General features: G+C 63.2%; 22 protein-coding genes and 1 tRNA gene. 11 read left to right on the top strand and 12 right to left on the bottom strand.

Annotation, left to right across the window (positions count from 1 at the left end; translation table 11 throughout):
• Positions 1–97: 97 nt before the first annotated feature.
• From ACUTAF_RS15325 to ACUTAF_RS15335, 3 genes are read left to right on the top strand one after another with little or no spacing between them, the layout of a single operon-like run.
• Complete coding sequence (locus ACUTAF_RS15325) at positions 98–370, top strand: helix-turn-helix domain-containing protein (RefSeq protein ID WP_445580759.1); 273 nt, start codon at positions 98–100, stop codon at positions 368–370.
• Positions 370–825 (top strand): hypothetical protein, encoded by a 456-nt coding sequence (locus ACUTAF_RS15330; protein ID WP_445580760.1) that lies wholly within the window; start codon positions 370–372, stop codon positions 823–825. The genes ACUTAF_RS15325 and ACUTAF_RS15330 overlap by 1 nt, the downstream gene beginning before the upstream one ends.
• Positions 822–3,236: a DUF3987 domain-containing protein gene (locus ACUTAF_RS15335; RefSeq protein ID WP_445580761.1), complete on the top strand. Its 2,415-nt coding sequence runs from the start codon at positions 822–824 to the stop codon at positions 3,234–3,236. The genes ACUTAF_RS15330 and ACUTAF_RS15335 overlap by 4 nt, the downstream gene beginning before the upstream one ends.
• Before the next feature lie 500 nt (positions 3,237–3,736).
• On the opposite strand, the gene ACUTAF_RS15340 is transcribed toward ACUTAF_RS15335, so the two are convergent.
• The 9 genes from ACUTAF_RS15340 to ACUTAF_RS15380 form a co-directional block, all read right to left on the bottom strand.
• Positions 3,737–4,027, bottom strand: a complete 291-nt coding sequence (locus ACUTAF_RS15340; protein WP_445580762.1) for a hypothetical protein — start codon at positions 4,025–4,027, stop codon at positions 3,737–3,739.
• A 75-nt stretch (positions 4,028–4,102) separates the two neighbouring features.
• A complete protein-coding gene (locus tag ACUTAF_RS15345) occupies positions 4,103–4,558 on the bottom strand; it encodes a hypothetical protein (protein WP_445580763.1) in 456 nt (151 codons plus the stop codon).
• A gap of 80 nt (positions 4,559–4,638) precedes the next feature.
• On the bottom strand, positions 4,639–5,187 hold the full coding sequence (locus ACUTAF_RS15350) for a hypothetical protein (protein WP_445580764.1): 549 nt from the start codon (positions 5,185–5,187) through the stop codon (positions 4,639–4,641).
• An 87-nt stretch (positions 5,188–5,274) separates the two neighbouring features.
• Positions 5,275–5,742, bottom strand: coding sequence for a hypothetical protein (locus tag ACUTAF_RS15355; protein WP_445580765.1), 468 nt, complete (start codon positions 5,740–5,742; stop codon positions 5,275–5,277).
• A gap of 124 nt (positions 5,743–5,866) precedes the next feature.
• On the bottom strand, positions 5,867–6,121 hold the full coding sequence (locus ACUTAF_RS15360) for a hypothetical protein (RefSeq protein WP_445580766.1): 255 nt from the start codon (positions 6,119–6,121) through the stop codon (positions 5,867–5,869).
• Positions 6,114–6,305 (bottom strand): type II toxin-antitoxin system antitoxin, encoded by a 192-nt coding sequence (locus ACUTAF_RS15365; protein ID WP_445580767.1) that lies wholly within the window; start codon positions 6,303–6,305, stop codon positions 6,114–6,116. The genes ACUTAF_RS15360 and ACUTAF_RS15365 overlap by 8 nt, the downstream gene beginning before the upstream one ends.
• A gap of 389 nt (positions 6,306–6,694) precedes the next feature.
• A tRNA-Thr gene (locus ACUTAF_RS15370) sits at positions 6,695–6,770 on the bottom strand.
• Between the two features lie 55 nt (positions 6,771–6,825).
• Positions 6,826–7,668 (bottom strand): CvfB family protein, encoded by an 843-nt coding sequence (locus ACUTAF_RS15375; protein WP_445580768.1) that lies wholly within the window; start codon positions 7,666–7,668, stop codon positions 6,826–6,828.
• Positions 7,669–7,700: 32 nt separating this feature from the next.
• Positions 7,701–7,910: a hypothetical protein gene (locus tag ACUTAF_RS15380; RefSeq protein ID WP_445580769.1), complete on the bottom strand. Its 210-nt coding sequence runs from the start codon at positions 7,908–7,910 to the stop codon at positions 7,701–7,703.
• On the opposite strand from ACUTAF_RS15380, the gene ACUTAF_RS15385 reads away from it, so the two are divergent.
• Complete coding sequence (locus tag ACUTAF_RS15385; RefSeq protein ID WP_021441765.1) at positions 7,909–8,100, top strand: hypothetical protein; 192 nt, start codon at positions 7,909–7,911, stop codon at positions 8,098–8,100. The genes ACUTAF_RS15380 and ACUTAF_RS15385 overlap by 2 nt on opposite strands.
• A gap of 39 nt (positions 8,101–8,139) precedes the next feature.
• Here ACUTAF_RS15385 and ACUTAF_RS15390 read toward each other — a convergent pair whose 3' ends face one another.
• The gene (locus tag ACUTAF_RS15390; RefSeq protein ID WP_445580770.1) at positions 8,140–9,282 is read right to left on the bottom strand and encodes a PQQ-dependent sugar dehydrogenase; all 1,143 of its coding nucleotides are present in this window, start codon (positions 9,280–9,282) and stop codon (positions 8,140–8,142) included.
• Positions 9,283–9,369: 87 nt separating this feature from the next.
• Positions 9,370–10,095, bottom strand: a complete 726-nt coding sequence (locus tag ACUTAF_RS15395; protein WP_445580771.1) for a substrate-binding periplasmic protein — start codon at positions 10,093–10,095, stop codon at positions 9,370–9,372.
• 140 nt (positions 10,096–10,235) lie between these two features.
• Here ACUTAF_RS15395 and ACUTAF_RS15400 point away from each other — a divergent pair, with 140 nt between their 5' ends.
• Complete coding sequence (locus tag ACUTAF_RS15400; protein WP_445580772.1) at positions 10,236–11,213, top strand: zinc-dependent alcohol dehydrogenase family protein; 978 nt, start codon at positions 10,236–10,238, stop codon at positions 11,211–11,213.
• Positions 11,214–11,278: 65 nt separating this feature from the next.
• Here ACUTAF_RS15400 and ACUTAF_RS15405 read toward each other — a convergent pair whose 3' ends face one another.
• The gene (locus tag ACUTAF_RS15405) at positions 11,279–12,178 is read right to left on the bottom strand and encodes a LysR family transcriptional regulator ArgP (protein ID WP_445580773.1); all 900 of its coding nucleotides are present in this window, start codon (positions 12,176–12,178) and stop codon (positions 11,279–11,281) included.
• A 96-nt stretch (positions 12,179–12,274) separates the two neighbouring features.
• On the opposite strand from ACUTAF_RS15405, the gene ACUTAF_RS15410 reads away from it, so the two are divergent.
• From ACUTAF_RS15410 to arcA, 6 genes are all read left to right on the top strand, one after another.
• Positions 12,275–12,688: an ACT domain-containing protein gene (locus ACUTAF_RS15410; protein WP_445580774.1), complete on the top strand. Its 414-nt coding sequence runs from the start codon at positions 12,275–12,277 to the stop codon at positions 12,686–12,688.
• Positions 12,688–13,290 carry a LysE/ArgO family amino acid transporter gene (locus tag ACUTAF_RS15415; protein ID WP_445580775.1) on the top strand — a complete coding sequence of 201 codons (603 nt, stop codon included), beginning with the start codon at positions 12,688–12,690 and terminating at the stop codon, positions 13,288–13,290. The genes ACUTAF_RS15410 and ACUTAF_RS15415 overlap by 1 nt, the downstream gene beginning before the upstream one ends.
• Before the next feature lie 503 nt (positions 13,291–13,793).
• Positions 13,794–17,729, top strand: coding sequence for a trifunctional transcriptional regulator/proline dehydrogenase/L-glutamate gamma-semialdehyde dehydrogenase (putA, locus tag ACUTAF_RS15420; RefSeq protein WP_445580776.1), 3,936 nt, complete (start codon positions 13,794–13,796; stop codon positions 17,727–17,729).
• A 116-nt stretch (positions 17,730–17,845) separates the two neighbouring features.
• Positions 17,846–18,637, top strand: a complete 792-nt coding sequence (gene proC / locus ACUTAF_RS15425) for a pyrroline-5-carboxylate reductase (RefSeq protein WP_445580777.1) — start codon at positions 17,846–17,848, stop codon at positions 18,635–18,637.
• A gap of 407 nt (positions 18,638–19,044) precedes the next feature.
• Positions 19,045–20,472: an arginine-ornithine antiporter gene (gene arcD, locus ACUTAF_RS15430; RefSeq protein WP_445580778.1), complete on the top strand. Its 1,428-nt coding sequence runs from the start codon at positions 19,045–19,047 to the stop codon at positions 20,470–20,472.
• Positions 20,473–20,488: 16 nt separating this feature from the next.
• Complete coding sequence (gene arcA / locus ACUTAF_RS15435) at positions 20,489–21,739, top strand: arginine deiminase (RefSeq protein ID WP_445580779.1); 1,251 nt, start codon at positions 20,489–20,491, stop codon at positions 21,737–21,739.
• The last annotated feature ends 64 nt before the right edge of the window (positions 21,740–21,803 follow it).

A 21,803-nucleotide genomic window follows, 5' to 3' on the forward strand; every position in this document is an offset into this window, starting at 1 on the left:
AACGATTATTAAGGTACTCGTTACGGCGGTGAATATTACTACCGCCAACCTTTCCTGATACTGACTTCACCGAACAAAACTCGATGGAGTCAGACCAATGCCCACCACCCACGCAGCAACCATCGAAGCCATCAAGGCTGAGATCCTGGCGCAGTTGAACTGCGACCCCAAACATCCTCCCGTCCAAGTCGATGAAAAATCGGCAGCCGCAGCGCTTGGTGTGCAGGCAAATACATTATCTGTATGGAGATCAAGCGGCCGTTATCGTTTGCCCTTCATAAAAGTAGGACGTTGCGTGAAATACCGGATCAACGACTTGGCCGAGTTTATTGCAAGCCGTACCGCCTGCAACACTGGGGAGGCCAAGTAATGGACGACTTCCGACTGTTCGACGGGATTGCTTTAGGCCCTCAGATTGGCCCAGTGGTTCTGCTTGACTGCTTGCAGCCTTGTGCATGTGGCACGCCTTCAGATGACGCACTGCTTCGCGCTGTCTTTGCGTTGCTTGACGGCGGTTTCGCTGGGGTTCGTGAGTTAAATGGCGGCACGCCGAACGCGGCACGCAACCTTGTACTGACCTATTTAGACCAGGCAAACACCAGGCCCCTATGGTTATCCATAGACCCACGCAGCATTGAGGGCGAAGCAGTCCTAGCGCTGCTGCATGAGATCAAAAGCGGCACAGCTCGATCAGATAGCGACCTTGCGGCTCATGCACTCCATGCCGTTGGAATTGCCTATAAACAAGCTGGCCGCGCTGATGAGTATCTGGCCGCAGTGCAGCGCTGTCTGGCGAAACGGCGTGCAGAGGAGTCGTTGCAATGAGCCAGCCACTTGATACCAGTCTGCAGCAGGCGACGCTCATACGTTTCGACTACAGCCAGGTGCCCGAGGCAATGAAGCGCTTGCAGCGCTGGATTGGCTTCACAGCAGAGAAAGTGCCGGTCGATCCGGCTACAGGTTTCAGAGTTGCTCATACTGACACCAGCAAGCACCTTGCATTTGAAGACGCCCATGCCGCCTACCTTGCTGGCCGCTGCTTCGCCCTGGGCTTCTGCATCCTGGAGGGTGACGGCATCTGCTGCGTTGACCTGGATAAAGTGCGCGGCTGCCCAGACCGCGAGCAACGTGCAGCCGAGATCCTGCAAAAAATGCCCGGCTGGGTTGAACGCAGTATGAGCGGCAAAGGCCTGCATATCTGGGGCTATGGCGCTGGCAAGTCATTCAAGACGGCAGATGGCCTTGAGTTCTACACGAGCAAACGGGCAATGCTGCTGACCGGCAAGGTAATGCCACAATCCAAGGCCGCTGACTTGATTGACTTGCACGCTGGTAGTCAATGGCTTGCGGCAACTTTCAACCGCAAAACATCACCAGCAGCTCAGCAACTCTGCCAACTGGGGTCACTGCCACCCTATTTGTACCTTGTCGGGGCAAGACAGCTAAACACTGAGGCTGCAGGCAATTTAAGCGCCGGCCCCAGCGGCGAGGCCGAGCGTGTTCGCAGTGCCCTTGCTGTGCTGCCCGCCGATGACTACGACGCATGGTGGCAGACGGGGCTGGCCTTATACCGATCCACGCTAGAGCCTCAACAGGCATACACCACCTGGCTGGAGTGGTCGGCAACCTGCGCCGACAAATTTAGTGAGCAAGCCTGCCAGGATAAATGGGCAAGCTTTGCCACCTCAGGCCAGCCAGCATCAGCCATCACACTGGGTACAATTTTGCATCGCGCCAAACAGGCTGGCTGGAAGGACACATCTACGGCGCAAGCCTGGCGCACACCGGACACTCTATTGACCGAGGCGCAGCCGGCACCTTACCCAGCAGCGAGTTTGCCCACTGCAATGCGTGAGGCGGTCAAGGCGATTGCACACCATGTCGCCGCGCCCGAAGCACTGGCCGCACAGTGCGTTGTCGCGGCGGCGGCATACCTTGCCCAAACGCGGGTCAACGCCCCCCACATCCATTACCCCGAAGGCATGCCTTGCTCGCTGTATCAGATGGCGCTGGCTGACTCTGGTGACCGCAAGAGCGCCTGCTACCGTCTGGCCTTTAAGCCGCTTATGGAGGCAGAGCGGCAGGAGCGTGACCGGCACGCCACAGTGGCGGCAGAGCATGCTCATAAGGCAATCCTGCTGAAAGGCAAAGCCCTGCAGGAATTTGAAAACAGCAACCCGCTGCCAGCCAACCCGCGCACCATGTACACCGATTCAACCTTTGAAAAGATCGCCAAGGATTTTGTGTCAGGCATGCCGGCCGCATCCTGGGCCACCGATGAAGGCGGCAGAGTGCTCGGCGGCCACAGCATGCAGGCCGAAACTCGGGCCGCAACGCTGGGCGGTCTGGTCAAGCTCTATGACGATGGCACCGTAGAGCGCGACCGCGCCGGCGAAAGCGGCGGCATTGCCTATGACCGTCGATTCACCATGCACCTGATGGCGCAGGCCGTGACCGTTAGGGAAGCGCTCAATGATCCGCTGCTGCAAGGGCAAGGCTTCCTGCCCCGCTTCCTGCTGACCTCGGCACCGTCACTGGCCGGCACCCGATTCATCAGCGCGGAAACACTGCAAGCCTCTGCCTACAAAGATCCAGCTGTCCAGCGCTACTGGTCTCGGGTTAAAGAAATTGCAGCGACACCACGGCAGATCAATGAAGTGGGCGCTGTAAGGCCGCCAGTAATCAAACTGACGGCTGAGGCGCTTAATGTCTGGCTGGATTTTTACAACCGGGTGGAAGCAGAGCAAAGCCGCGTCGGCGAGTACGCTGGCCGCCTCAAACCATTTGCCAGCCGCGCTGGCGAGAACGCCCGCAGGGTCGCTGCAGTCTTTGCCCTGTTTATTGGCGAAAAAGAAATTTCCGGCCCAACCATGGCCGCTGCCTGTGAAGTGGTCGAGCACTCGCTTGGCGAGTGGGCGCGCTGGCTGGGTGGCAGTGGTACGGAAACCAGAGACAACAGGGACGCACTCGACCTCCTGGCCTGGATCAAAGCCAAGGGGATGACTGCATTTCACCGCGACCAATTAGGCACTCGCGGCCCCGCGCGAGGCAACGCGAAGAAGCGTGACAAGTTGCTGGCCATTCTTCTTGAAGCAGGCTGGATGCACAGCGCAGACGGTCGGAATTTTGAAGTTAATCCGCAGCCCCTTGCAGATTGTGCGGAAAGTGCTGAAAGGCCCAGGAAGCAAGGGGCAAGCAATGCAGATCCCGTGCAGATTGCTGCAGAGGAAGGTTAGCGCATGCAGAGGTTCGCCAAGGCCGGGCAACACTCTGCACGTTTCTGCAATCAGTCTGCAGCGCAAGGCTCAGCAGTTCTGGGGCTTTCAGCGGAATCTGCACACTCTGCAGTAGTTTGGTGCGTATTAAACGTTTGGCCTTGAGTGGCCACAAACTCAAGCCCTACTTGTAACCACCACCTGCAAATAACGACTTTAGAAGGGGCAGCGCCGTGTCTGTATACATTTCAAGACTTAAACAGCAGATTGCCGATCAGCAATCGCAACAACCGGCACCAACCCAAGCAGAAACCTTCAGAGGAAAACATGATGCTTGGTTTGCTGGCCTACCCCCGGCATCCAAACATCGGCATTGGTCAATTGACGAAATAGCCAGCGTCTTGAAGATCGCTCCTCGTGAGTTAAGCCAGACTCTGCTGGATGCAGGCTGGCTGCGTAAAAGGGTCTGGTTCGAAAGGAGTAAGGGGCAGGGGCGGTATTTGCGGGTTTGGCTTCCTCCGTCAACGAAGTAGAAAATAAAGTACCCCGGGTGTCGCTGGGAAGAAGGTCAAAAATAGATAGGCGAGCATTTTGTTTTTATCAGCCCATGCTTTAATTGGAGAGCTATCAGAACACACCAGCCAAAAACCGACAGGAATGAGAGCAAATACAAACCACATCCAAGTCTCACCGCCCGCCCCCCCTGTGTCTGCCCTGCCTCTACGATCTTCATCTATAGTGGCTAGTGGATTAGCCCCGACTGCATGTTCGAAAGTAAGAACCAAGGCCATATAGACAATGCTTTTGATCATGACATTCTCCTAGCTACGCACACGGCCTTGCCTTTATACACGCGTGCCCTTCGCAGGTTTGCTGAGCCACGTAATCTAGTAGTTATGTACTGTTTTTCTTTTAACATTGCCATCAGCATCAGTCTCTTTTATAAATTCTGTATTCCCCATTCGGTTAGTGACCGTTTTATTGCCCTCGGAGTCCTTGCAAAAAGTAGATGTGCCGATGGTGTTGCACCTTTCTACAACGGTTTTACGACTCTCATTTTTTTGAGGGGCTGCAAACTGATTTTCTTGGGGGGTAGTTTTTTCTGTCGTGGAATTCGCCTGATTTTCGGCGTTATATCGATCAATCATGTCTGGTGTGGCTAATGAACCGACCTGATTTATCTTAAGGGTAAGAGCCTCTGCCTTGCCTTCCGGTTTTGTACAAGGAACATTTGCGAACATAGTTGTTCCATCAAGATTTACGCACTTGAAAATCTGTTGAGCTTGAGTCGTGATAAAACAAGGCAGCAAAACAATTGCTGCAGTAATTATCTTTGATAGCATAACTTTTGCCTTTTAGGGTAGGAGTCGAAGCGTTTGTTGCAAAGCGTAATTTTGCAGTATGGTCGAAAACAACCAATCTATTAGCTGCCACAATAAAGGCTCATCACCGCATACCCTAGAGAGCCCGGATGACTACCAATCCTGTAAGTCGGTGCCACCCACTCGCCTTGAGAGTTGGTTGATTCATAGGCGCTATGCGAAATGTTTTTATTTTTACACTCAAGCGAAACTTTGTGCACTTCTACCATCGGTGCTTTCATGGCTCTTTGCATGCAATAGCCATAGTTGACTAAATCCTGACTTAAAGCGCCAACTAACCCTTGGCCGCCTTCCTGCAACTCATAGTCCTGAGGCTTTGTCCCGCAGCTTATTTCATTTTTCAGGCGTTTTATTTTTAACCAAGCAGTATATTCCTTAGAAAATACTCCACTCTCTTCAATTAAGGAGGTCTCATAAATAAAATTGGTATCTTCGCCATGGCTAAGGGCGTGCCACTCGCCGCTATGAGCCGGAATGGCAGTTAAAGTGCAAGCAATAAAGATCGATCTTATAAAAATCATGCCTGCTGTTTTGCGCGAGATTTTTTTACAGTCGTGAATTATGGCGCCAGTTAAAACTATTCTTTGCATGCTAGTTATCCCTTGTTTAAAACTAGTGCGGGTAAAGCAACCGCTAGAAAAATAGAATCAGATCTGCAGGCGCTCAAGTATAAATACTCAGCAGTTTGACTTACTTATTATGACTTTGTATAAAAATTTTCCATGCGGATCGCTAACTATATGAACAAGCTTATAGCCGTTGTCCATAAAATAAATTACTCTCGAGTTTGAACAATTCGAATTCCTCATTGCCGGGTAAATGTACTGATCTCCCCATGCTTTTAGAAATACATTTACGCCACCAAACTCCTGTGCATATAACTTGGTTAGCTCGGCAGGTGTTAAGTTTTTACTTTTTGCCGCTATAGATATTGACTTGTCTAAATCAAATGCATATCGATAAACAATATCTCTATCTGATACAAGTAACACCGATGTCACCGTCGTGAACTCGTCTACAGTCATTGGCATCTGGCTCGCTAATTGCTCAATGCCTGCTCTCACCTCGTCACTGATAGCGCCAGCAAAGGAATTGCAACAGAAAGCCATAGAAAAAAACATAGAAATTAAATTTTCCCTAACCATGCTAAATCTCCTTGCCTTCCCTATATCGTGCTACATGACTAGAAAACTACTAACTGAATAAATATGGAAGTTACAAACTAAAGCTAATGCTATTTCATCGCAATTTCTGCGCCCGTGCTTTCGGCTAGATATGAAGATTACTTTGCCCTATCTGCCAATTCTGAAAATCAAGACTTGCATTACCTGCCCCCGCCTTCCTAAGCCACTTGGCGCATGAGTCAATCGACCGCCATTGGCGCACATCCCCGCGCCCCGTCATTAAGACCTTAGCAGCGCCCGCCGTTTTCGCTTCAAGGTGAAACATGCGGCCTTGAGCAGTGATCAAGATCGACTTGATCGCGCCGGCCTCCAGAAGCAGCTTGAACTCGCGCTCATTCATCGGCGTCATCCTCATTGGGGAAAAGCTCTGCCTGATCAGGTATCGAGACGCCGGTGCGCTCACAATGCTGGTGAATCAGCACCTCGATCAAATTGGCGACGCTGCGGTGCTCTCGGGCGGCCGCTATGCGTATAGCCTCCTTCAGTACCGGATCAATGCGTAGGTTAAGCGTTGCGGTTTTCATGCATGCACTCGGAACACAATGTGTATTCAATGTAACGCATTTTGCGTTAATGGCAATTTTCCTCTGAGTTTTCGTAAGCCAGAGGGAACACATGACACAGTGAAAACTTCCCTGCCGAGCTTTGTGCGAAAGGGATTAGGGATACCTATGGCCGCGATAATCCCCCCAGCGCCATGCTGGGGTGGCCGGAAAGGATTCTTAAGCGTTGATTGGCGTGCAGGGTTGAAGCGAATGGGCTGTGCGGTCGTTGGCTATTTGGCGTTGGCTTAGCGATGGATTGCAGGAGGGGAGTGCGGAAAAATCTGTGCAGGCATTTTCTCTGGTGCTAGCCCGGTGATAGCCCGCTAGAAAAACAAAAGGGCTAGCCTAAGCTAACCCTTTGATTTTTATGGTGCCGGAGACAGGAGTCGAACCTGCGACCTTCGCATTACGAATGCGCTGCTCTACCAACTGAGCTACACCGGCGAAACGACCGCGGCATTATGCGAGCTGCGGCGTCGCGACTCAAGCCGCCGATGACTCAGCTGTCGAGCAGTTCGATGCGGTCGTCGTGGATGCGGATCAGGCCCTGCTTGTACAGGCCACCGATGGCCTTCTTGAAGTTGCCCTTGCTGACGCGGAACTGCTCGGCGACCGCCTCCGGCGGGCTCTTGTCGCCCAGCGCCAGCACGCCACCCTGCTCGCGCAGTCGGGCGATGATCTGTTCGGCCAGGCCGCTGGCGGCTTCGCGGCCGATGGGCTGCAGGCTCAGGCTGATCTTGCCGTCGGCGCGCAGCTCCTTGATGTAGCCCTTCTCGCGCATGCCGCCGCGGATGAACTTGAACAGCTCGTTCTTGTGGATCAGGCCCCAGTGCTTGCCGTCGATGATGGCCTTGAAGCCGAGGTCGCTGCGCTCGACCACCAGCAGGTCGACCTCCTGGCCGACCTGGTAGTCGGCCGGCACCTTGTCCAGGTGGCGATCCAGGCGGGCGGTGGCGGTGAGGCGACGGGTGCGCTTGTCCAGGTACAGATAGACCACGCAGTAGTCGCCGACCTGCAGCGGGCGCTTCTCTTCGGAGTGCGGCAGCAGCAGGTCCTTGGCCAGCCCCCAGTCGAGGAACAGGCCGATACGGTTGATATCCACCACCTTGAGGCTGGCGAACTCGCCGAGCTGGATCTTCGGTTTCTGCGTGGTGGCGATCAGCTTGTCTTCGCTGTCGAGGTATAGAAACACGTTGAGCCAGTCGTCCACCTCGCTCGGCGTGTCCTTGGGGATGTAGCGCTTGGGCAGGAGGATCTCGCCGTCGGCGCCGCCGTCCAGGTACAGACCGAAGTCGGTGTGCTTGACCACCTGCAAAGAATTCATCCGCCCGATTAAGGCCATCGCGTTCCACCTCGCCAAAACAGCCGGCCATTCTACCCGAGTTCGGCTGCGCCAGGGTTGCCCGCGCGGTCAATCGACGGCCGGTCACGCAAGGCGCCAAGCGCCTGAAAAACAAGCAATAAAGCCGCATCGGCAAGGATCGTGCAGCGACCGGCGCGGATCGCGCCGCAGCGATTAGCCGAGCAGGAAGCGCCCCGTTCAGGCACAATGGCCGGCCGCCCATCGTCGAGAGAGAAGGTCATGGCCACCCTGCGCGTCAAGTCGTCCACCAGCAAAGTCAGCAAACCGGCCCCTGCCGTGGAAACCCGCGAGTCTATCGAGGCCCAGGTCGCGGCCTTCCTCCAGGGCGGCGGCGAGATCCAGCAGATCGCCAAGGGCGTCAGCGGCCAGACCTACGGCGGCACCCGGCAGATCACCATCAGCAAGAAGTAAGTCCCTCCACGGGTGCGCCCAACGCACCCGGGCTCCCCGCTACTGGCTGCCCAGTCCCAGGCGCAGCAAGCGGCCGTTGGCCGCATCCGTCAGCACGTAGAGATAGCCGTCCGGCCCCTGGCGCACGTCGCGAATGCGCGCCTTGAGCGGCTGCAACAGACGTTCCTCGTGCACCACTTCGTCGCCGTCGAGCTGCAGGCGGATCAGCGCCTGACCGGCCAGCGCGCCGATGAACAGGCTGTGCTGCCAGGCGGGAAAACGCTCGGCGGAGTAGAACGCCATGCCGCTGATGGCCGGCGACCGCTCCCAGACATGGTGCGGCGGCTCGGTTCCGGCGACGGCCTCGCCCTTGGCCTCGGGGATCGGCAGCAGCGAGTAGTTGATGCCGTGGGTCGCCAGTGGCCAGCCGTAGTTCTTGCCCGCCTCGGGGATGTTGATCTCGTCGCCACCGCGTGGGCCATGCTCGTGGGTCCACAGGCGCCCGCTCCAGGGGTTGAGCGCCGCGCCCTGCTGATTGCGATGACCGTATGACCAGATCTCGGCACGGGCGCCGTCGCGGCCGACGAAGGGATTGTCGGCCGGGACGCGCCCGTCCGGATGGATGCGCACCACCTTGCCCTGCAGTTTGTCGAGTTCCTGAGCGGTGGAGCGCCGATTGTTCTCGCCCAGGGCGATGAACAGATAACCGTCGCGGTCGAACACTAGGCGCGAGCCGAAGTGGATGCCCTCGGACAACTTGGGCTGCTGGCGGAAGATCACCGCGAAGCCTTCCAGCGCCGAGGCGTCGGCCGACAGGCGCCCCCGCCCGACGGCGGTGCCTGCCGCACCCTCGCCGGCCTCGGCGTAGGACAGGTAGACCAAGCGATCGCTGGCGAAATCCGGCGACAGCTGCACATCGAGCAGGCCGCCCTGGCTGCGGGCGAACACCTCAGGCACCCCGCGCAGCGGCTCCGACAGCCGGCCGTCGGGGCTGACCCGGCGCAACGTGCCCGGCCGCTCGCTGACCAGATAACCCTGGCCGTCGGGCAAGAAGGCCAGCGCCCAGGGATGGGCCAGGCCCTCGGCGACGGTCTCGATCTGCAGCGGACCCAGTTCGCTGGGCAGCTGCCGTGGCTCGGCCAGGCTCGGCGCGCTGCCCAGCATCGACAGCAGCAGGGTGGCGAGTAGGGTTGGACGCAGCATCGGGACTCCTCCTTGCGGGGCGCGGATACTCAGGCATAGTGCAGCAGCCCCGGCAGCGCCACAGCCGCGCAAAGGTTTCTCCAGGTTTCAGTCGCCCAGGTAGCGCTGCGAGATCGCCTGGTACTCGCCGCTGGCCCGCAGGCGCCGCAAGCCCAGGTCGAAACCATCGCGCTGGGCGCGCAAACGAAAGCCGGCCTGATAGCCGGTGGGGGCGAACAGCGGATACCAGGTCAGCGGCTGGCTCACGTCGACCTGCCCGGCGACCTCGCGGTTGAAATGGTGGATGATCCGCGGGTCGCCGATCACCACCTCGACCCGGCCGCTGTACAGCAGGCGGTTGCGATTGATCTGCTGCGCCTCCTCGCGGTAACGCGGGTTGCTCTCGGCCATGCGCTGGAACTCTTCCCCCAGCAGCATGCGGGCGCGCTGGAAGGCGCTCACCGAATGATTCGCCAGATCGGCGATGCGCTCGATGCGGTAACCGCGCGCGGCCAGGGCCACGGCGGAATTGTGGTAATGGATGTAGACCTGCGAATAGTAGGCCTGCACCCCGCTGCGCTCGCTGGTGGTGGTGATGCCGTCGATCTCGCCGCGCTGCAGCATCAGGTGCAGCCGCTCCATGGGGGCGTAGTACGCCTCCATCTCGAAGCCCGCCAGCCGAGCGGCGCGGTCCACCAGCTCGTACTCCAGGCCGCGCGGCTCGCCCTCGAACACGTAGGGCGGCTTGTGCGAGCCGAAACCGATGCGCAGCGTCTCGCCGAACGCGCCTGTGGCGAGCCACAGCAACGCCAGCCCCACCCAGCATCTGCCCATGAGCGTTTCCCGATCCGAACGAGTCAAGAGCATAGCCGGCCGCCGCCGCCCATAACCAGGGTGGATGCACGGCGATTCATTCCACTTTGCCCGCACGCGGCTAGACTGGTCCGACGCATTTTGCGCCCAGGAGAGTCAGCATGCTCAAAGCCCAATACCAGCAACGCGGCCCGGTGCCGCAGGACGTCATCGAAGCGGTCGAGCTGCAGTTGCCGGAGCCCGCCGCCGGCCAGGTGCGAGTCAAGGTGCTGGCCGCGCCGATCAACCCTTCCGACGTGCTCACCCTGACCGGCGCCTACGGCATGCTGCCGCCGCTGCCGGCCATTGGCGGCAACGAGGGCGTCGGCAGGGTCGAGGCCCTCGGCGAAGGCGTCGGCAACCTCAAGGTCGGCCAGACCGTGCTGCTGCCGGTGGGCTGCGGCACCTGGGTCAGCGCCCTCAACGCGCCGGCGGACAAGCTGATCCCGCTGCCGGACGCCGATCCGCTGCAGCTGGCCATGCTCACCGTCAACCCGCCGACCGCCTCGCTGCTGCTGAGCGAGTTCGTCGACCTCAAGCCGGGCGATTGGGTGATCCAGAACGCCGCCAACTCCGGCGTCGGCAGCTACCTGATCCAGCTGGCCAAGCTGCGCGGCTTCAAGACCATCAACGTGGTGCGGCGCGAATCGGCGGTGGCCGCGGTCGAGGCCGAGGGCGGCGACCTGGTGCTGGTCGACGGCCCGGACCTGGCCAAACGTGTGCGCGCGGCCACCGGCGGCGCCGAGGTGCGCCTGGGGATCGACGCGGTGGGCGGCGCCAGCACCGATCGCCTGGCGGCCGTGCTGAGCGACGGCGGCGTGCTGGTCAACTACGGCATGATGAGCGGCCAGGCCTGCCAGGTGTCGCCGGCCTCCTTCGTGTTCCGCGACGTCACCCTGCGCGGCTTCTGGCTGGCCAAGTGGTTCCAGCAGGCCAAGCCGGCCGAGCAAATGAAGGTATTCGGCGAACTGGTGCAATTGATCGCCAGCGGCAAGCTGAAGGCCCGGGTCGCCGCCACCTATGACCTGGCCCATGTCAAGCAAGCCGTGGCGGCCGCCGCCAGCGGCGAGCGCGACGGCAAGATCCTGCTGGTGCCCTGAGACCGCCATGCGCACCGCGTAGCGACAGGCGCGGTGCGCTGCGCACAGCGCTTGGCAGGTAACGACTATGGCGAAGCCGACTGCACCAGCGCGCCGGCGGCGGCGCGGCGCAGCTGCTCGGTCAGCCCGGCCAGCAGCTCGCCGCCGTTGCGCCAGTGGTGCCAGTACAACGGCACGTCTATGCAGCGCTCGGGCAATAGCTCCACCAGCTCGCCGCGCGCCAGTTCCGCGCGCACCTGCAGCTCCGGCACCAGGCCCCAGCCCAGGCCGCCCTCGGTCAGGCGCACGAAGCCCTCCGAGGACGGACACAGGTGGTAGGCGAAGCCCCCGGTCACGCCCAGCCCGGCCAGGTAGCGATGCTGCAGCTGATCGTCCGGGCCGAAGACGATCGCCGGCGCCCGCGCCAGCGCCGCGCCCGTCACCCCGGCGGCGAAATGACGGGCGATGAACGCCGGGCTGGCCAGCGCACGATAGCGCATCGCTCCCAGCGCCAGGCTGCGCGCCCCCGCCACCGGGCGCTCGGCGGCGCATACGCAGCCGGCCACCTCGCCGGCGCGCATGCGCTTGAGGCCCACCTCCTGGTCCTCCACCACCAACTCCAGCAACAGCTGCCGGCTGGCGCAGAAATCGCCCACCGCCGCCGCCCACCAGGTCGCCAGGCTGTCGGCGTTGAGGGCGATACGCAGGCGCTCGGGCAGCGCCTGCTCGTCCAGCGTCGGCACCTGGCCCCGCAGGTCGCGCTCGAGCAGGCGCACCTGCTGCACGTGGTTGAGCAGGCGGCGGCCGATCTCGGTGGGGGTCGGCGGCGCGGCGCGCAGCAGCACCGGCTGGCCGACCCGCGCCTCGAGCAGCTTGATCCGCTGCGACACCGCCGACTGTGACAGCCCCAGCACCTGCGCCGCACGCTCGAAGCCGGCCTGCTCCACCACCGCCGCCAGGGCGGCGAGCAACTTGTAGTCGAACATCGATTTACCTAATGGGCGATCAGCATTATTGGTTTCTCTTATACATCCGTCGGACCCAGACTGGCCAGCAACCAGACGCCAATCAAGGAGTCCACCATGTCCGGCGAAACCAACCTGTCGCGCCTGCTGCAGAGCCTGCAGCCGCAGCTCAACCCCGGCCAGTACGTGTTCTGTACGCTCGCCGCGGACGCCGACCTCACGGCCTTGTCGCCGCTGGCCAGCATGCGCGAGGACGAGGGCCTGAGCCTGGTGCTGCCGCGCGAACAGGCCGATGCCCACGGCCTGCCCTACGACTACGTAGCCGCCTGGATCACCCTGCGGGTGCATTCGTCTCTGGCGGCGGTGGGCCTGACCGCCTCCTTCTCCGCCGCGCTGGCCCACGCCGGGATCAGCTGCAACGTGGTCGCCGGCGCTCATCACGATCACCTGTTCGTGCCCACCGAACGCGCCGAGAAGGCGCTGTCGACCCTTCGCGCCCTGGCGGCGGCATCCATGCCGGTGTCGGCCTGATGTGGCAGAGCTATAGCAACGGCCTGCTGGTAGCCATCGGCCTGATCATGGCGATCGGCGCGCAGAACGCCTTCGTCCTGGCGCAGAGCCTGAGGCGCGAACATCACCTGCCGGTGGCGGCGCTGTGCATCCTGTGCGATGCCGTGCTGGTGGCCGCCGGCGTGTTCGGCCTGGCCAGCCTGCTGGCGCAGAATCCGACGCTGCTCGCCGCCGCCCGCTGGGGTGGCGCCGCCTTCCTGCTCTGGTACGGCGGCCAGGCGTTGCTGCGCGCCGCTCGCCCGCAGGCCCTGCAGGCCGCGGGCAGCCAGCCGCGCTCGCTGCGCGCGGTACTGCTCGCGGCGCTGGCGGTGACCCTGCTCAACCCGCATGTCTACCTGGACACGGTGCTGCTGATCGGCTCGCTCGGCGCCCAGCAGCCCGAGCCGGGTGCCTACGCCGCCGGCGCGGCCAGCGCTTCCTTGCTGTGGTTCGCCAGCCTGGCACTCGGCGCCGCCTGGCTCGCGCCCTGGCTGGCGCGGCCGCTGACCTGGCGGCTGATCGATCTGGGCGTGGCGGCGATGATGTTCAGCGTCGCCGCGCAATTGATCCTGGGCGGACTGTAGGCTCTCCCCCCTGGCCCGGATGCAATCCGGGGAAGCACCGCCAACCGGCCCCGGATTGCATCCGGGCTACGCATTGGCGGGGCGCCTGAGCAACGTGCGCGGTGATGCGCACGGCGTATGCAGTCGCAGCGCCAACCCATCGCGCCCGTCGCTAGGCGCCGCCGCGCACGCCTGCAGGGTCTACCTTGAATGGGTAGCACCAGGCCGCCGACGCCCGTCGGCCGGGCTAACCCGTAGCGCTTCGGGTTGCACCCTGCCAGCCGGTGGTCGACGCAGGCCCAGGAGACCGGTTTATGCCCAGCCCACCCGGCCTCGCCCCTGGCGAACGCCACTGCCTGCCGCGAAGCCCGATGTACCGGCCAGTTGAGCGTGCAACGCGACGCCCGTCGCCTCGCGACAATTATTGGTTGCACCTAGTTGCACCATCGACTGAAGCGGGTTTACTCTGCGCCCTTTCGTGTCAGCCACGCTCGTAACAACTGGTACAAGAACAGGTACAAGAAATGGCCACCACCACCCTTGGCGTAAAACTCGACGATGCCACCCGCGACCGCCTCAAGCAGGCCGCGCAGAAAATCGACCGCACCCCGCACTGGCTGATCAAGCAGGCGATCTTCAACTACCTGGAGCAGATCGAGGGTGGCCTGAACCCGGCCGAGCACGCCGGCCTGGCCGCGGCGGCCGGCGAGGAGTCGGTGGAGAACCTGACCGAGCAGGGCCTGCAGGTGTTCCTCGACTTCGCCGAGAGCATCCTGCCGCAGTCGGTGCTGCGCGCCGCCATCACCAGCGCCTACCGCCGTCCGGAAACCGAGGCGGTGCCGATGCTGCTGGAGCAGGCGCGGCTGTCCAAGGAACAGGCCGAGGCCTCGCAGAAACTGGCCCTGAGCATTGCCGAGAAGCTGCGCAACCAGAAGAGCGCCGGCGGCCGCCAGGGCCTGGTGCAGGGCCTGCTGCAGGAATTCTCGCTGTCGTCGCAGGAAGGCGTGGCGCTGATGTGCCTGGCCGAGGCGCTGCTGCGCATCCCCGACAAGGCCACCCGCGACGCGCTGATCCGCGACAAGATCGCCAACGGCAACTGGAGCCAGCACCTCGGCCAGAGCCCGTCGATGTTCGTCAATGCGGCGAGCTGGGGCCTGCTGATCACCGGCAAACTGGTGTCGACCCACACCGAGGCCGGCATGAGCTCGGCGCTCAACCGCATCATCGGCAAGAGCGGCGAGCCGGTCATCCGCAAGGGCGTGGACATGGCCATGCGCCTGATGGGCGAGCAGTTCGTCACCGGCGAGACCATCGCCGAAGCCCTGGCCAATGCCGCCAACCTGGAAGCCAAGGGCTTCCGCTATTCCTATGACATGCTCGGCGAAGCCGCGCTGACCGAGGAGGATGCCAAGCGCTACCTGGCCTCCTACCAGCAGGCCATCCACGCCATCGGCAAGGCCTCACATGGCCGCGGCATCTACGAAGGCCCGGGTATCTCGATCAAGCTCTCCGCCCTGCACCCACGTTACAGCCGCGCCCAGTACGAGCGGGTGATGGACGAGCTGTACCCGACCCTGCTGGGCCTGACCCAGCTGGCCAAGCAGTACGACATCGGCATCAACATCGATGCCGAGGAAGCCGACCGCCTGGAGTTGTCGCTGGACCTGCTCGAGCGCCTGTGCTTCGAGCCGACCCTGGCCGGCTGGAACGGCATCGGCTTCGTCATCCAGGCCTACCAGAAGCGCTGCCCCTATGTGATCGACCATGTCATCGACCTGGCCAAGCGCAGCCGCCACCGCCTGATGATCCGCCTGGTCAAGGGCGCCTACTGGGACAGCGAGATCAAGCTGGCCCAGGTCAATGGCCTGGAAGGCTACCCGGTGTACACCCGCAAGCCGTACACCGACGTCTCCTACATCGCCTGCGCACGCAAGCTGCTGGCCGCGCCGGAAGCCATCTACCCGCAGTTCGCCACCCACAACGCCCACTCGCTGTCGGCCATCTACCACCTGGCCGGGCAGAATTACTACCCGGGCCAGTACGAGTTCCAGTGCCTGCACGGCATGGGCGAGCCACTGTACGAGCAGGTGGTGGGCAAGGTCGCCGACGGCAAGCTCAACCGCCCGTGCCGCATCTACGCGCCGGTGGGCAGCCACGAGACCCTGCTGGCCTACCTGGTGCGCCGCCTGCTGGAGAACGGCGCCAACACCAGCTTCGTCAACCGCATCGCCGACCACAGCATTTCGCTCAAGGACCTGGTGCTCGACCCGGTGCAGCAGGTCGAGCAGATGGCCGCGCAGGAAGGCGCGGTCGGCCTGCCGCACCCGCGCATCCCGCTGCCGCGCGACCTCTACGGCCAGCAGCGGGTCAACTCCGAAGGCCTCGACCTGGCCAACGAACACCGCCTCGGCTCGCTGTCCTCGGCGCTGCTCTCCAGCACCAACCAGCATTACCTGGCCGAGCCGATGCTTGGCTGCGACACGCCGAACCCGGGCGAGCCGGAGCCGGTGCGCAACCCGGCCGATCATCGCGACCTGGTCGGCCACGTGCGCGAGGCCAGCGTCAAGGACGTCGACAGCGCCATCCTCTGCGCCCTGTCCAGCGGACAGATCTGGCAATCCACCCTGCCAGCCGAGCGCGCCGCGGTGCTGGAGCGCGCCGCCGACCTGATGGAAGGCGAGTTGCAGCAGCTGATGGGCCTGCTGGTGCGCGAATCCGGCAAGACCTTCGTCAACGCCATCGCCGAGGTGCGCGAGGCGGTGGACTTCCTTCGCTACTACGCGCTGCAGGCGCGCAGCTTCGGCAACGACAGCCACCGCCCGCTGGGCCCGGTGGTGTGCATCAGCCCGTGGAACTTCCCGCTGGCGATCTTCAGTGGCCAGGTGGCTGCCGCACTGGCCGCCGGCAATACCGTGCTGGCCAAGCCGGCCGAGCAGACCCCGCTGATCGCTGCTCAGGCCGTGCGCATCCTGCTCGAGGCCGGCGTACCAGCTGGCGCCGTGCAGTTGCTGCCGGGCCGTGGTGAAACCGTCGGCGCACGCCTGGTCGGTGACGAGCGGGTGCGCGGGGTGATGTTCACCGGCTCCACCGAAGTGGCCGGCATCCTCCAGCGCAACATCGCCGGGCGCCTGGATGCCCAGGGCCGCACCATTCCGCTGATCGCCGAAACCGGCGGCCTCAACGCCATGATCGTCGACTCCTCGGCGCTGACCGAGCAGGTGGTGATGGACGTGGTCGCCTCCGCCTTCGACAGCGCCGGCCAGCGCTGCTCGGCCCTGCGCGTGCTGTGCGTGCAGGACGACGTGGCCGACCGCGTGCTGACCATGCTCAAGGGCGCCATGGCCGAATACAGCCTGGGCAATCCGGAGCGTCTGGCCACCGATATCGGCCCGGTGATCGACGCCGAGGCCAAGGCCGGCATCGAGACCCATATCCAGAAGCTGCGCGAGAAAGGCCGCAAGGTCACCCAGCTGGCGCGCGTCAACGGCGACGAAATCAGGCGCGGCACCTTCGTCGTGCCGACTTTGATCGAGCTGGACAGCTTCGACGAAATGAAGCGCGAGATCTTCGGCCCGGTGCTGCACGTGGTGCGCTACGCCCGCGCCGATCTCGGCAAGCTGCTGCAGCAGATCAACGACAGCGGCTACGGCCTGACCCTGGGCGTGCACACCCGCATCGACGAGACCATCGCCCAGGTGGTCGGCAGCGCCAAGGTGGGCAACCTGTACGTCAACCGCAACATGGTCGGCGCCGTGGTTGGCGTGCAGCCGTTCGGCGGCGAGGGCCTGTCCGGCACCGGGCCCAAGGCCGGTGGCCCGCTGTACCTGTACCGCCTGCTCTCGACCCGTCCGCAGGAAGCCGTCGCCCAGTATCTGCAGCAGGGCGAGGTGCAGACCCTGCCGGTTCCGAGCGAGCTGGACAAGGTACGCGCCGCCTTCGCCGAGTGGGCGAGCAAGCAGGAGCCGGCCATCGCCGCGCTGTTCGAGCAGTACCGCGCGCTGTCGCAGAGCTACAGCAGCCACACGCTGAGCGGCCCGACCGGCGAGCGCAACAGCTACACCCTGCTGCCGCGCGAGCGCGTGCTCAACCTGGCCGACGAGCGCAGCGACCTGCTGGCGCAACTGGCCGCCACCCTGGCGGTGGGCAGCCGGGCGATCTGGCTGGACAGCCAGCGCGCGCTGCTGGCCGAGCTGCCCAAGGAGGTGCAGAAGCATGTCCAGCTGGTAAGCGACTGGAGCGGCATCGACGTGGAGCTGGACGCCATCCTGCACCATGGCGACTCCGACCAGCTGCGCGCGGTCAGCGAGCTGGCGGCCCAGCGCAAGGGCGCCATCGTCGGCGTGCACGGGCTGAACAAGGGCGAAACCGACATTCCGCTGGAACGCCTGCTGATCGAGCACGCACTGTCGGTCAACACCGCGGCGGCCGGCGGCAACGCCAGCCTGATGACCATCGGTTAAGACCGAGGGTCGGATGCGTAGGGTGCGCCGTGCGCACCAATGCCAGCGCCGCACGCATCATTGCCAGCGCAAACGGCTGGTGCGCACGGCGCACGTCTCCTGCAGCGAGGAACAGCATGAACGCCCTCTTTATCGGCTACGGCCGCATGGGCAGCGCCATCGGCGCGGCCTGGCTCGAGGCCAAGCTGGTGGACAGCATCAGCGCGGTCGTCCGCAACCCGCGAGCGTCCACCAGCGCCACCCTGTACCCCAGCCTGCAGGCGCTGCCGCAGCAGCCGTTCGATCTGATCGTGGTCGCCACCAAACCGGCTCAGGTCTGTGCCGTGCTGGCCGATCTGCCCGACGCCCTGTGTGCGGGCAGCCTGGTGATCTCGGTCGCTGCCGGCGTCACCAGCGCTAGCCTGGAGCAGGCTCTGCGGCGGCGCTGCCCGGTGGTACGGGTGATGCCCAACACCGCCGTGCTGACGGGGGCCGGCTGCACCGGTCTGTATGCCGCAGGCGACGTCAGCAGCGAGCAACGCGCATGCGTCGCACGGCTGTTCGACGCCATCGGCAAGGCCTACTGGGTAGAGGATGAAGATCAGCTGGACGCCGTCACGGCGCTGTCCGGCAGCGGCCTGGCCTACTACCACCTGTTCAGCGAAGCCCTGGCCAATGCCGGCGCAGCACTCGGCCTGCCAGCCGAGCTGGCCAAGGCTCTGGCCGCCCAAACCGCCTTCGGCGCGGCCTCGCAACAGATCCAGGCCGGTGCGGATTTCGTCGAACTGCGCACGGCGGTGACCTCGCCCAACGGCACCACCGCCGCCGCCATCGCCGTCTTCGAACAGGATCGCGCCCTGCGCCGCCTGGTCGAAGCGGCGGCGCAAGCGGCCCAGCGCCGCTCCCAGGAGCTTTCGCAAGGCGCCTGACCCGGCCACGCCAATCGGCGCGGCCACGCGCGACACGCCTGCCTGCAGTGGGCTACCCGCCCGGTGTCGCGTTCCTTCCCCTCCGGGCTCGTCACGGGCCCATGCGCCAGCCTACCCGGCCGGCGCCGCAGCGGGGCCATCCGCCCCGCTCGCCCCTTTGCCGAGTTGAAAATTTTCCCCGACAGCCTCCTTGCATTGCTTTGAAAGCTGGCTAGCGTTTCAACCATCTGGCATTGCAAAACGCCCGATAGGAGCAGCCTTCCTGCCCTCAGGTGCTCTTCGATAGCGGCTGGTCGCCTTCGCGCACCTGCGTGTGATCAGTCGGCAGCCAAGTTGACCTGGATCAACCCGGCGGCCCTTCCCAACGCGCTCAATACCATCGTCACTCCTGGCTTGGAGGCAACGCGATGTCTGATTCGACCCAGAAACTCCGCCTCGGCGCGTTGATCGCGCTGGTCGTCGGCTCCATGGTTGGCGGCGGAATCTTCTCCTTGCCACAGAACATCGCCGCCAGCGCCGGCGCCGGCGCCACCCTGATCGGCTGGCTGATCACCGGCGTGGGCATGCTGACCCTGGCCTTCGTGTTCCAGACCCTGGCCAACCGCAAGCCCGAGCTCGACGGCGGCGTATACGCCTACGCCAAGGCCGGCTTCGGCGACTACATGGGCTTTTCCTCGGCCTGGGGCTACTGGATCAGCGCCTGGATCGGCAACGTCAGCTACATGGTGTTGCTGTTCTCCACCCTCGGCTACTTCTTCCCGGTATTCGGCGAGGGCAACACCCTGCCGGCCATCGTCTGCGCCTCGGTGCTGCTGTGGCTGCTGCACTTCCTGGTGCTGCGCGGGATCAAGGAAGCCGCCTTCATCAACGTGATCACCACCATCGCCAAGATGCTGCCGCTGGCGCTGTTCATCGTGATCGCCGCCATCGCCTTCAAGATGGACGTGTTCACCAGCGACTTCTGGGGCGCCGGTAACCCCGAGCTGGGTAGCGTGATGGATCAGGTGCGCAACATGATGCTGGTCACCGTCTGGGTGTTCATCGGCATCGAGGGCGCGAGCATCTTCTCCGCCCGCGCCGAGAAGCGCAGCGACGTGGGCAAGGCCACCGTGGTCGGCTTCGTCGGCGTGCTGTTGCTGCTGGTGCTGGTCAATATCCTGTCCCAAGGCATCATGGCCCAGGCCCAGCTGGCCGGGCTGAAGAACCCTTCCATGGCCGGGGTGCTGGAACAGGTGGTCGGCCCCTGGGGCGCCCAGCTGATCTCCATCGGCCTGATCGTCTCGCTGGCCGGGGCTCTGCTGTCCTGGACCCTGTTGTGCGCCGAGATCCTCTTCGCCAGTGCCCGCGACCACACCATGCCGGCGTTCCTGCGCAAGGAGAACGCCAACCTGGTGCCGGCCAACGCGCTGTGGCTGTCCAACGGGCTGATCCAGCTGTTCCTGGTGATCACCCTGTTCAACGCCGCCACCTACCTGAAGCTGCTGTACCTGGCCACCTCGATGATCCTGGTGCCCTACTTCTGGTCCAGCGCCTACGCACTGCTGCTGGCGACACGCGGCGAGACCTACGAGAACGCCTCCGGCGAACGCAACAAGGACCTGTTCATCGCCCTGATCTCCACCCTCTACGCCGTGTGGCTGGTGTATGCCGCCGGCGTCCAGTACCTGCTGCTGTCCGCCCTGCTCTACGCGCCGGGCGCCATCCTGTTCGCCAAGGCCAAGCGCGAGCTGGGCCAGCCCATCTTCACCGGCGTCGAGAAGATCATTTTTGTCGTCGTGCTGATCGGTGCCGCCATCGCCGCCTACGGGCTGTACGACGGCTTCCTCAGTCTCTAGCGAGAAGGAGTTCGATATGTCCAAGAAAGCCCTCGGCGTTCATTCCGAAGCCGGCAAGCTGCACAAGGTGATGGTCTGCTCGCCGGGTCTGGCGCATCTGCGGCTGACCCCGAACAACTGCGACGAGCTGCTTTTCGACGACGTGATCTGGGTGTCCCAGGCCAAGCGCGACCACTTCGATTTCATGACCAAGATGCGCGAACGCGGCGTCGAGGTGGTGGAGATGCACAACCTGTTGGAGCAGACCGTGCACAACCCCGAGGCGTTGAAGTGGATTCTCGACCGCAAGATCACCCCCAACAGCGTCGGCCTCGGCCTGCAGAGCGAGGTGCGCGATTTCATCGCGGGGCTGGAGCCACGCAAGATCGCCGAGTTCCTCATCGGCGGCGTGTCCGGCGCCGACCTGGCCAGGCACAAGGATTCCGAGGCGGCGAAGATGTTCAACGCCTATCTCGGCGAGTCCAGCTTCGTCTTCCCGCCGCTGCCCAATACCCAGTTCACCCGCGACACCACCTGCTGGATCTACGGCGGCGTCACCCTCAATCCCATGTACTGGCCGGCGCGCCGCCAGGAAACCCTGCTGACCACGGCGATCTACAAGTTCCACCCGGATTTCATCAACGAGCCATTCGAGATCTGGTACGGCGACCCGGACCAGGACCATGGCGCCGCGACGCTGGAAGGCGGCGACGTGATGCCGATCGGCAACGGCACCGTGCTGATCGGCATGGGCGAGCGCACCTCGCATCAGGCCATCGGCCAGGTGGCCCAGGCGCTGTTCGCCAAGGGCGCCGCCGAGCGGGTGGTGGTCGCCGGCCTGGGCAAATCCCGCGCGGCCATGCACCTGGACACCGTGTTCAGCTTCTGCGACCGCGACCTGGTGACTATCTTCCCGGAGGTGGCCAACTCCATCGTGCCCTTCGTCCTGCGTCCGGACGAGAGCCGCCCCGGCGGCATCGACCTGCGCCGCGAGGACAAGTCCTTCCTCGACGTGGTCGCCGAATCGCTCAACCTGCCGAAACTGCGCGTGGTGGAAACCGGCGGCGACGCCTACGAGGCCGAACGCGAGCAGTGGGACGACGGCAACAACGTGGTCTGCCTGGAGCCGGGGGTGGTGGTCGGCTACGACCGCAACACCTACACCAACACCCTGCTGCGCAAGGCCGGCGTCGAGGTGGTGACCATCAGCGCCAGCGAACTGGGGCGCGGCCGCGGCGGCGGTCATTGCATGACCTGCCCGATCATCCGCGATCCGATCGATTACTGAGCAAGCCAGCCTCCGGCGGTCATCCGCCGCCGGGCGCCGTTTTCAGCTGCCTACAGGGAGAAAG

Source organism: Pseudomonas sp. SP16.1 (genome assembly GCF_052682975.1).

Excerpts from the sequence above, each read along its gene's own strand:
- ACUTAF_RS15415 (WP_445580775.1), top strand. The coding sequence starts at position 12,688 with ATGTGGCAGAGCTATAGCAACGGCCTGCTGGTAGCCATCGGCCTGATC.
- ACUTAF_RS15400 (WP_445580772.1), top strand. The coding sequence starts at position 10,236 with ATGCTCAAAGCCCAATACCAGCAACGCGGCCCGGTGCCGCAGGACGTC.
- ACUTAF_RS15395 (WP_445580771.1), bottom strand. The coding sequence starts at position 10,095 with ATGGGCAGATGCTGGGTGGGGCTGGCGTTGCTGTGGCTCGCCACAGGC.
- proC (WP_445580777.1), top strand. The coding sequence starts at position 17,846 with ATGAACGCCCTCTTTATCGGCTACGGCCGCATGGGCAGCGCCATCGGC.
- ACUTAF_RS15380 (WP_445580769.1), bottom strand. The coding sequence starts at position 7,910 with ATGACCTTCTCTCTCGACGATGGGCGGCCGGCCATTGTGCCTGAACGG.
- ACUTAF_RS15375 (WP_445580768.1), bottom strand. The coding sequence starts at position 7,668 with ATGGCCTTAATCGGGCGGATGAATTCTTTGCAGGTGGTCAAGCACACC.
- ACUTAF_RS15340 (WP_445580762.1), bottom strand. The coding sequence starts at position 4,027 with ATGATCAAAAGCATTGTCTATATGGCCTTGGTTCTTACTTTCGAACAT.
- ACUTAF_RS15345 (WP_445580763.1), bottom strand. The coding sequence starts at position 4,558 with ATGCTATCAAAGATAATTACTGCAGCAATTGTTTTGCTGCCTTGTTTT.
- ACUTAF_RS15330 (WP_445580760.1), top strand. The coding sequence starts at position 370 with ATGGACGACTTCCGACTGTTCGACGGGATTGCTTTAGGCCCTCAGATT.
- arcD (WP_445580778.1), top strand. The coding sequence starts at position 19,045 with ATGTCTGATTCGACCCAGAAACTCCGCCTCGGCGCGTTGATCGCGCTG.
- ACUTAF_RS15385 (WP_021441765.1), top strand. The coding sequence starts at position 7,909 with ATGGCCACCCTGCGCGTCAAGTCGTCCACCAGCAAAGTCAGCAAACCG.
- ACUTAF_RS15410 (WP_445580774.1), top strand. The coding sequence starts at position 12,275 with ATGTCCGGCGAAACCAACCTGTCGCGCCTGCTGCAGAGCCTGCAGCCG.
- ACUTAF_RS15335 (WP_445580761.1), top strand. The coding sequence starts at position 822 with ATGAGCCAGCCACTTGATACCAGTCTGCAGCAGGCGACGCTCATACGT.
- putA (WP_445580776.1), top strand. The coding sequence starts at position 13,794 with ATGGCCACCACCACCCTTGGCGTAAAACTCGACGATGCCACCCGCGAC.
- ACUTAF_RS15355 (WP_445580765.1), bottom strand. The coding sequence starts at position 5,742 with ATGGTTAGGGAAAATTTAATTTCTATGTTTTTTTCTATGGCTTTCTGT.
- arcA (WP_445580779.1), top strand. The coding sequence starts at position 20,489 with ATGTCCAAGAAAGCCCTCGGCGTTCATTCCGAAGCCGGCAAGCTGCAC.
- ACUTAF_RS15350 (WP_445580764.1), bottom strand. The coding sequence starts at position 5,187 with ATGCAAAGAATAGTTTTAACTGGCGCCATAATTCACGACTGTAAAAAA.
- ACUTAF_RS15405 (WP_445580773.1), bottom strand. The coding sequence starts at position 12,178 with ATGTTCGACTACAAGTTGCTCGCCGCCCTGGCGGCGGTGGTGGAGCAG.
- ACUTAF_RS15360 (WP_445580766.1), bottom strand. The coding sequence starts at position 6,121 with ATGAATGAGCGCGAGTTCAAGCTGCTTCTGGAGGCCGGCGCGATCAAG.
- ACUTAF_RS15325 (WP_445580759.1), top strand. The coding sequence starts at position 98 with ATGCCCACCACCCACGCAGCAACCATCGAAGCCATCAAGGCTGAGATC.
- ACUTAF_RS15390 (WP_445580770.1), bottom strand. The coding sequence starts at position 9,282 with ATGCTGCGTCCAACCCTACTCGCCACCCTGCTGCTGTCGATGCTGGGC.
- ACUTAF_RS15365 (WP_445580767.1), bottom strand. The coding sequence starts at position 6,305 with ATGAAAACCGCAACGCTTAACCTACGCATTGATCCGGTACTGAAGGAG.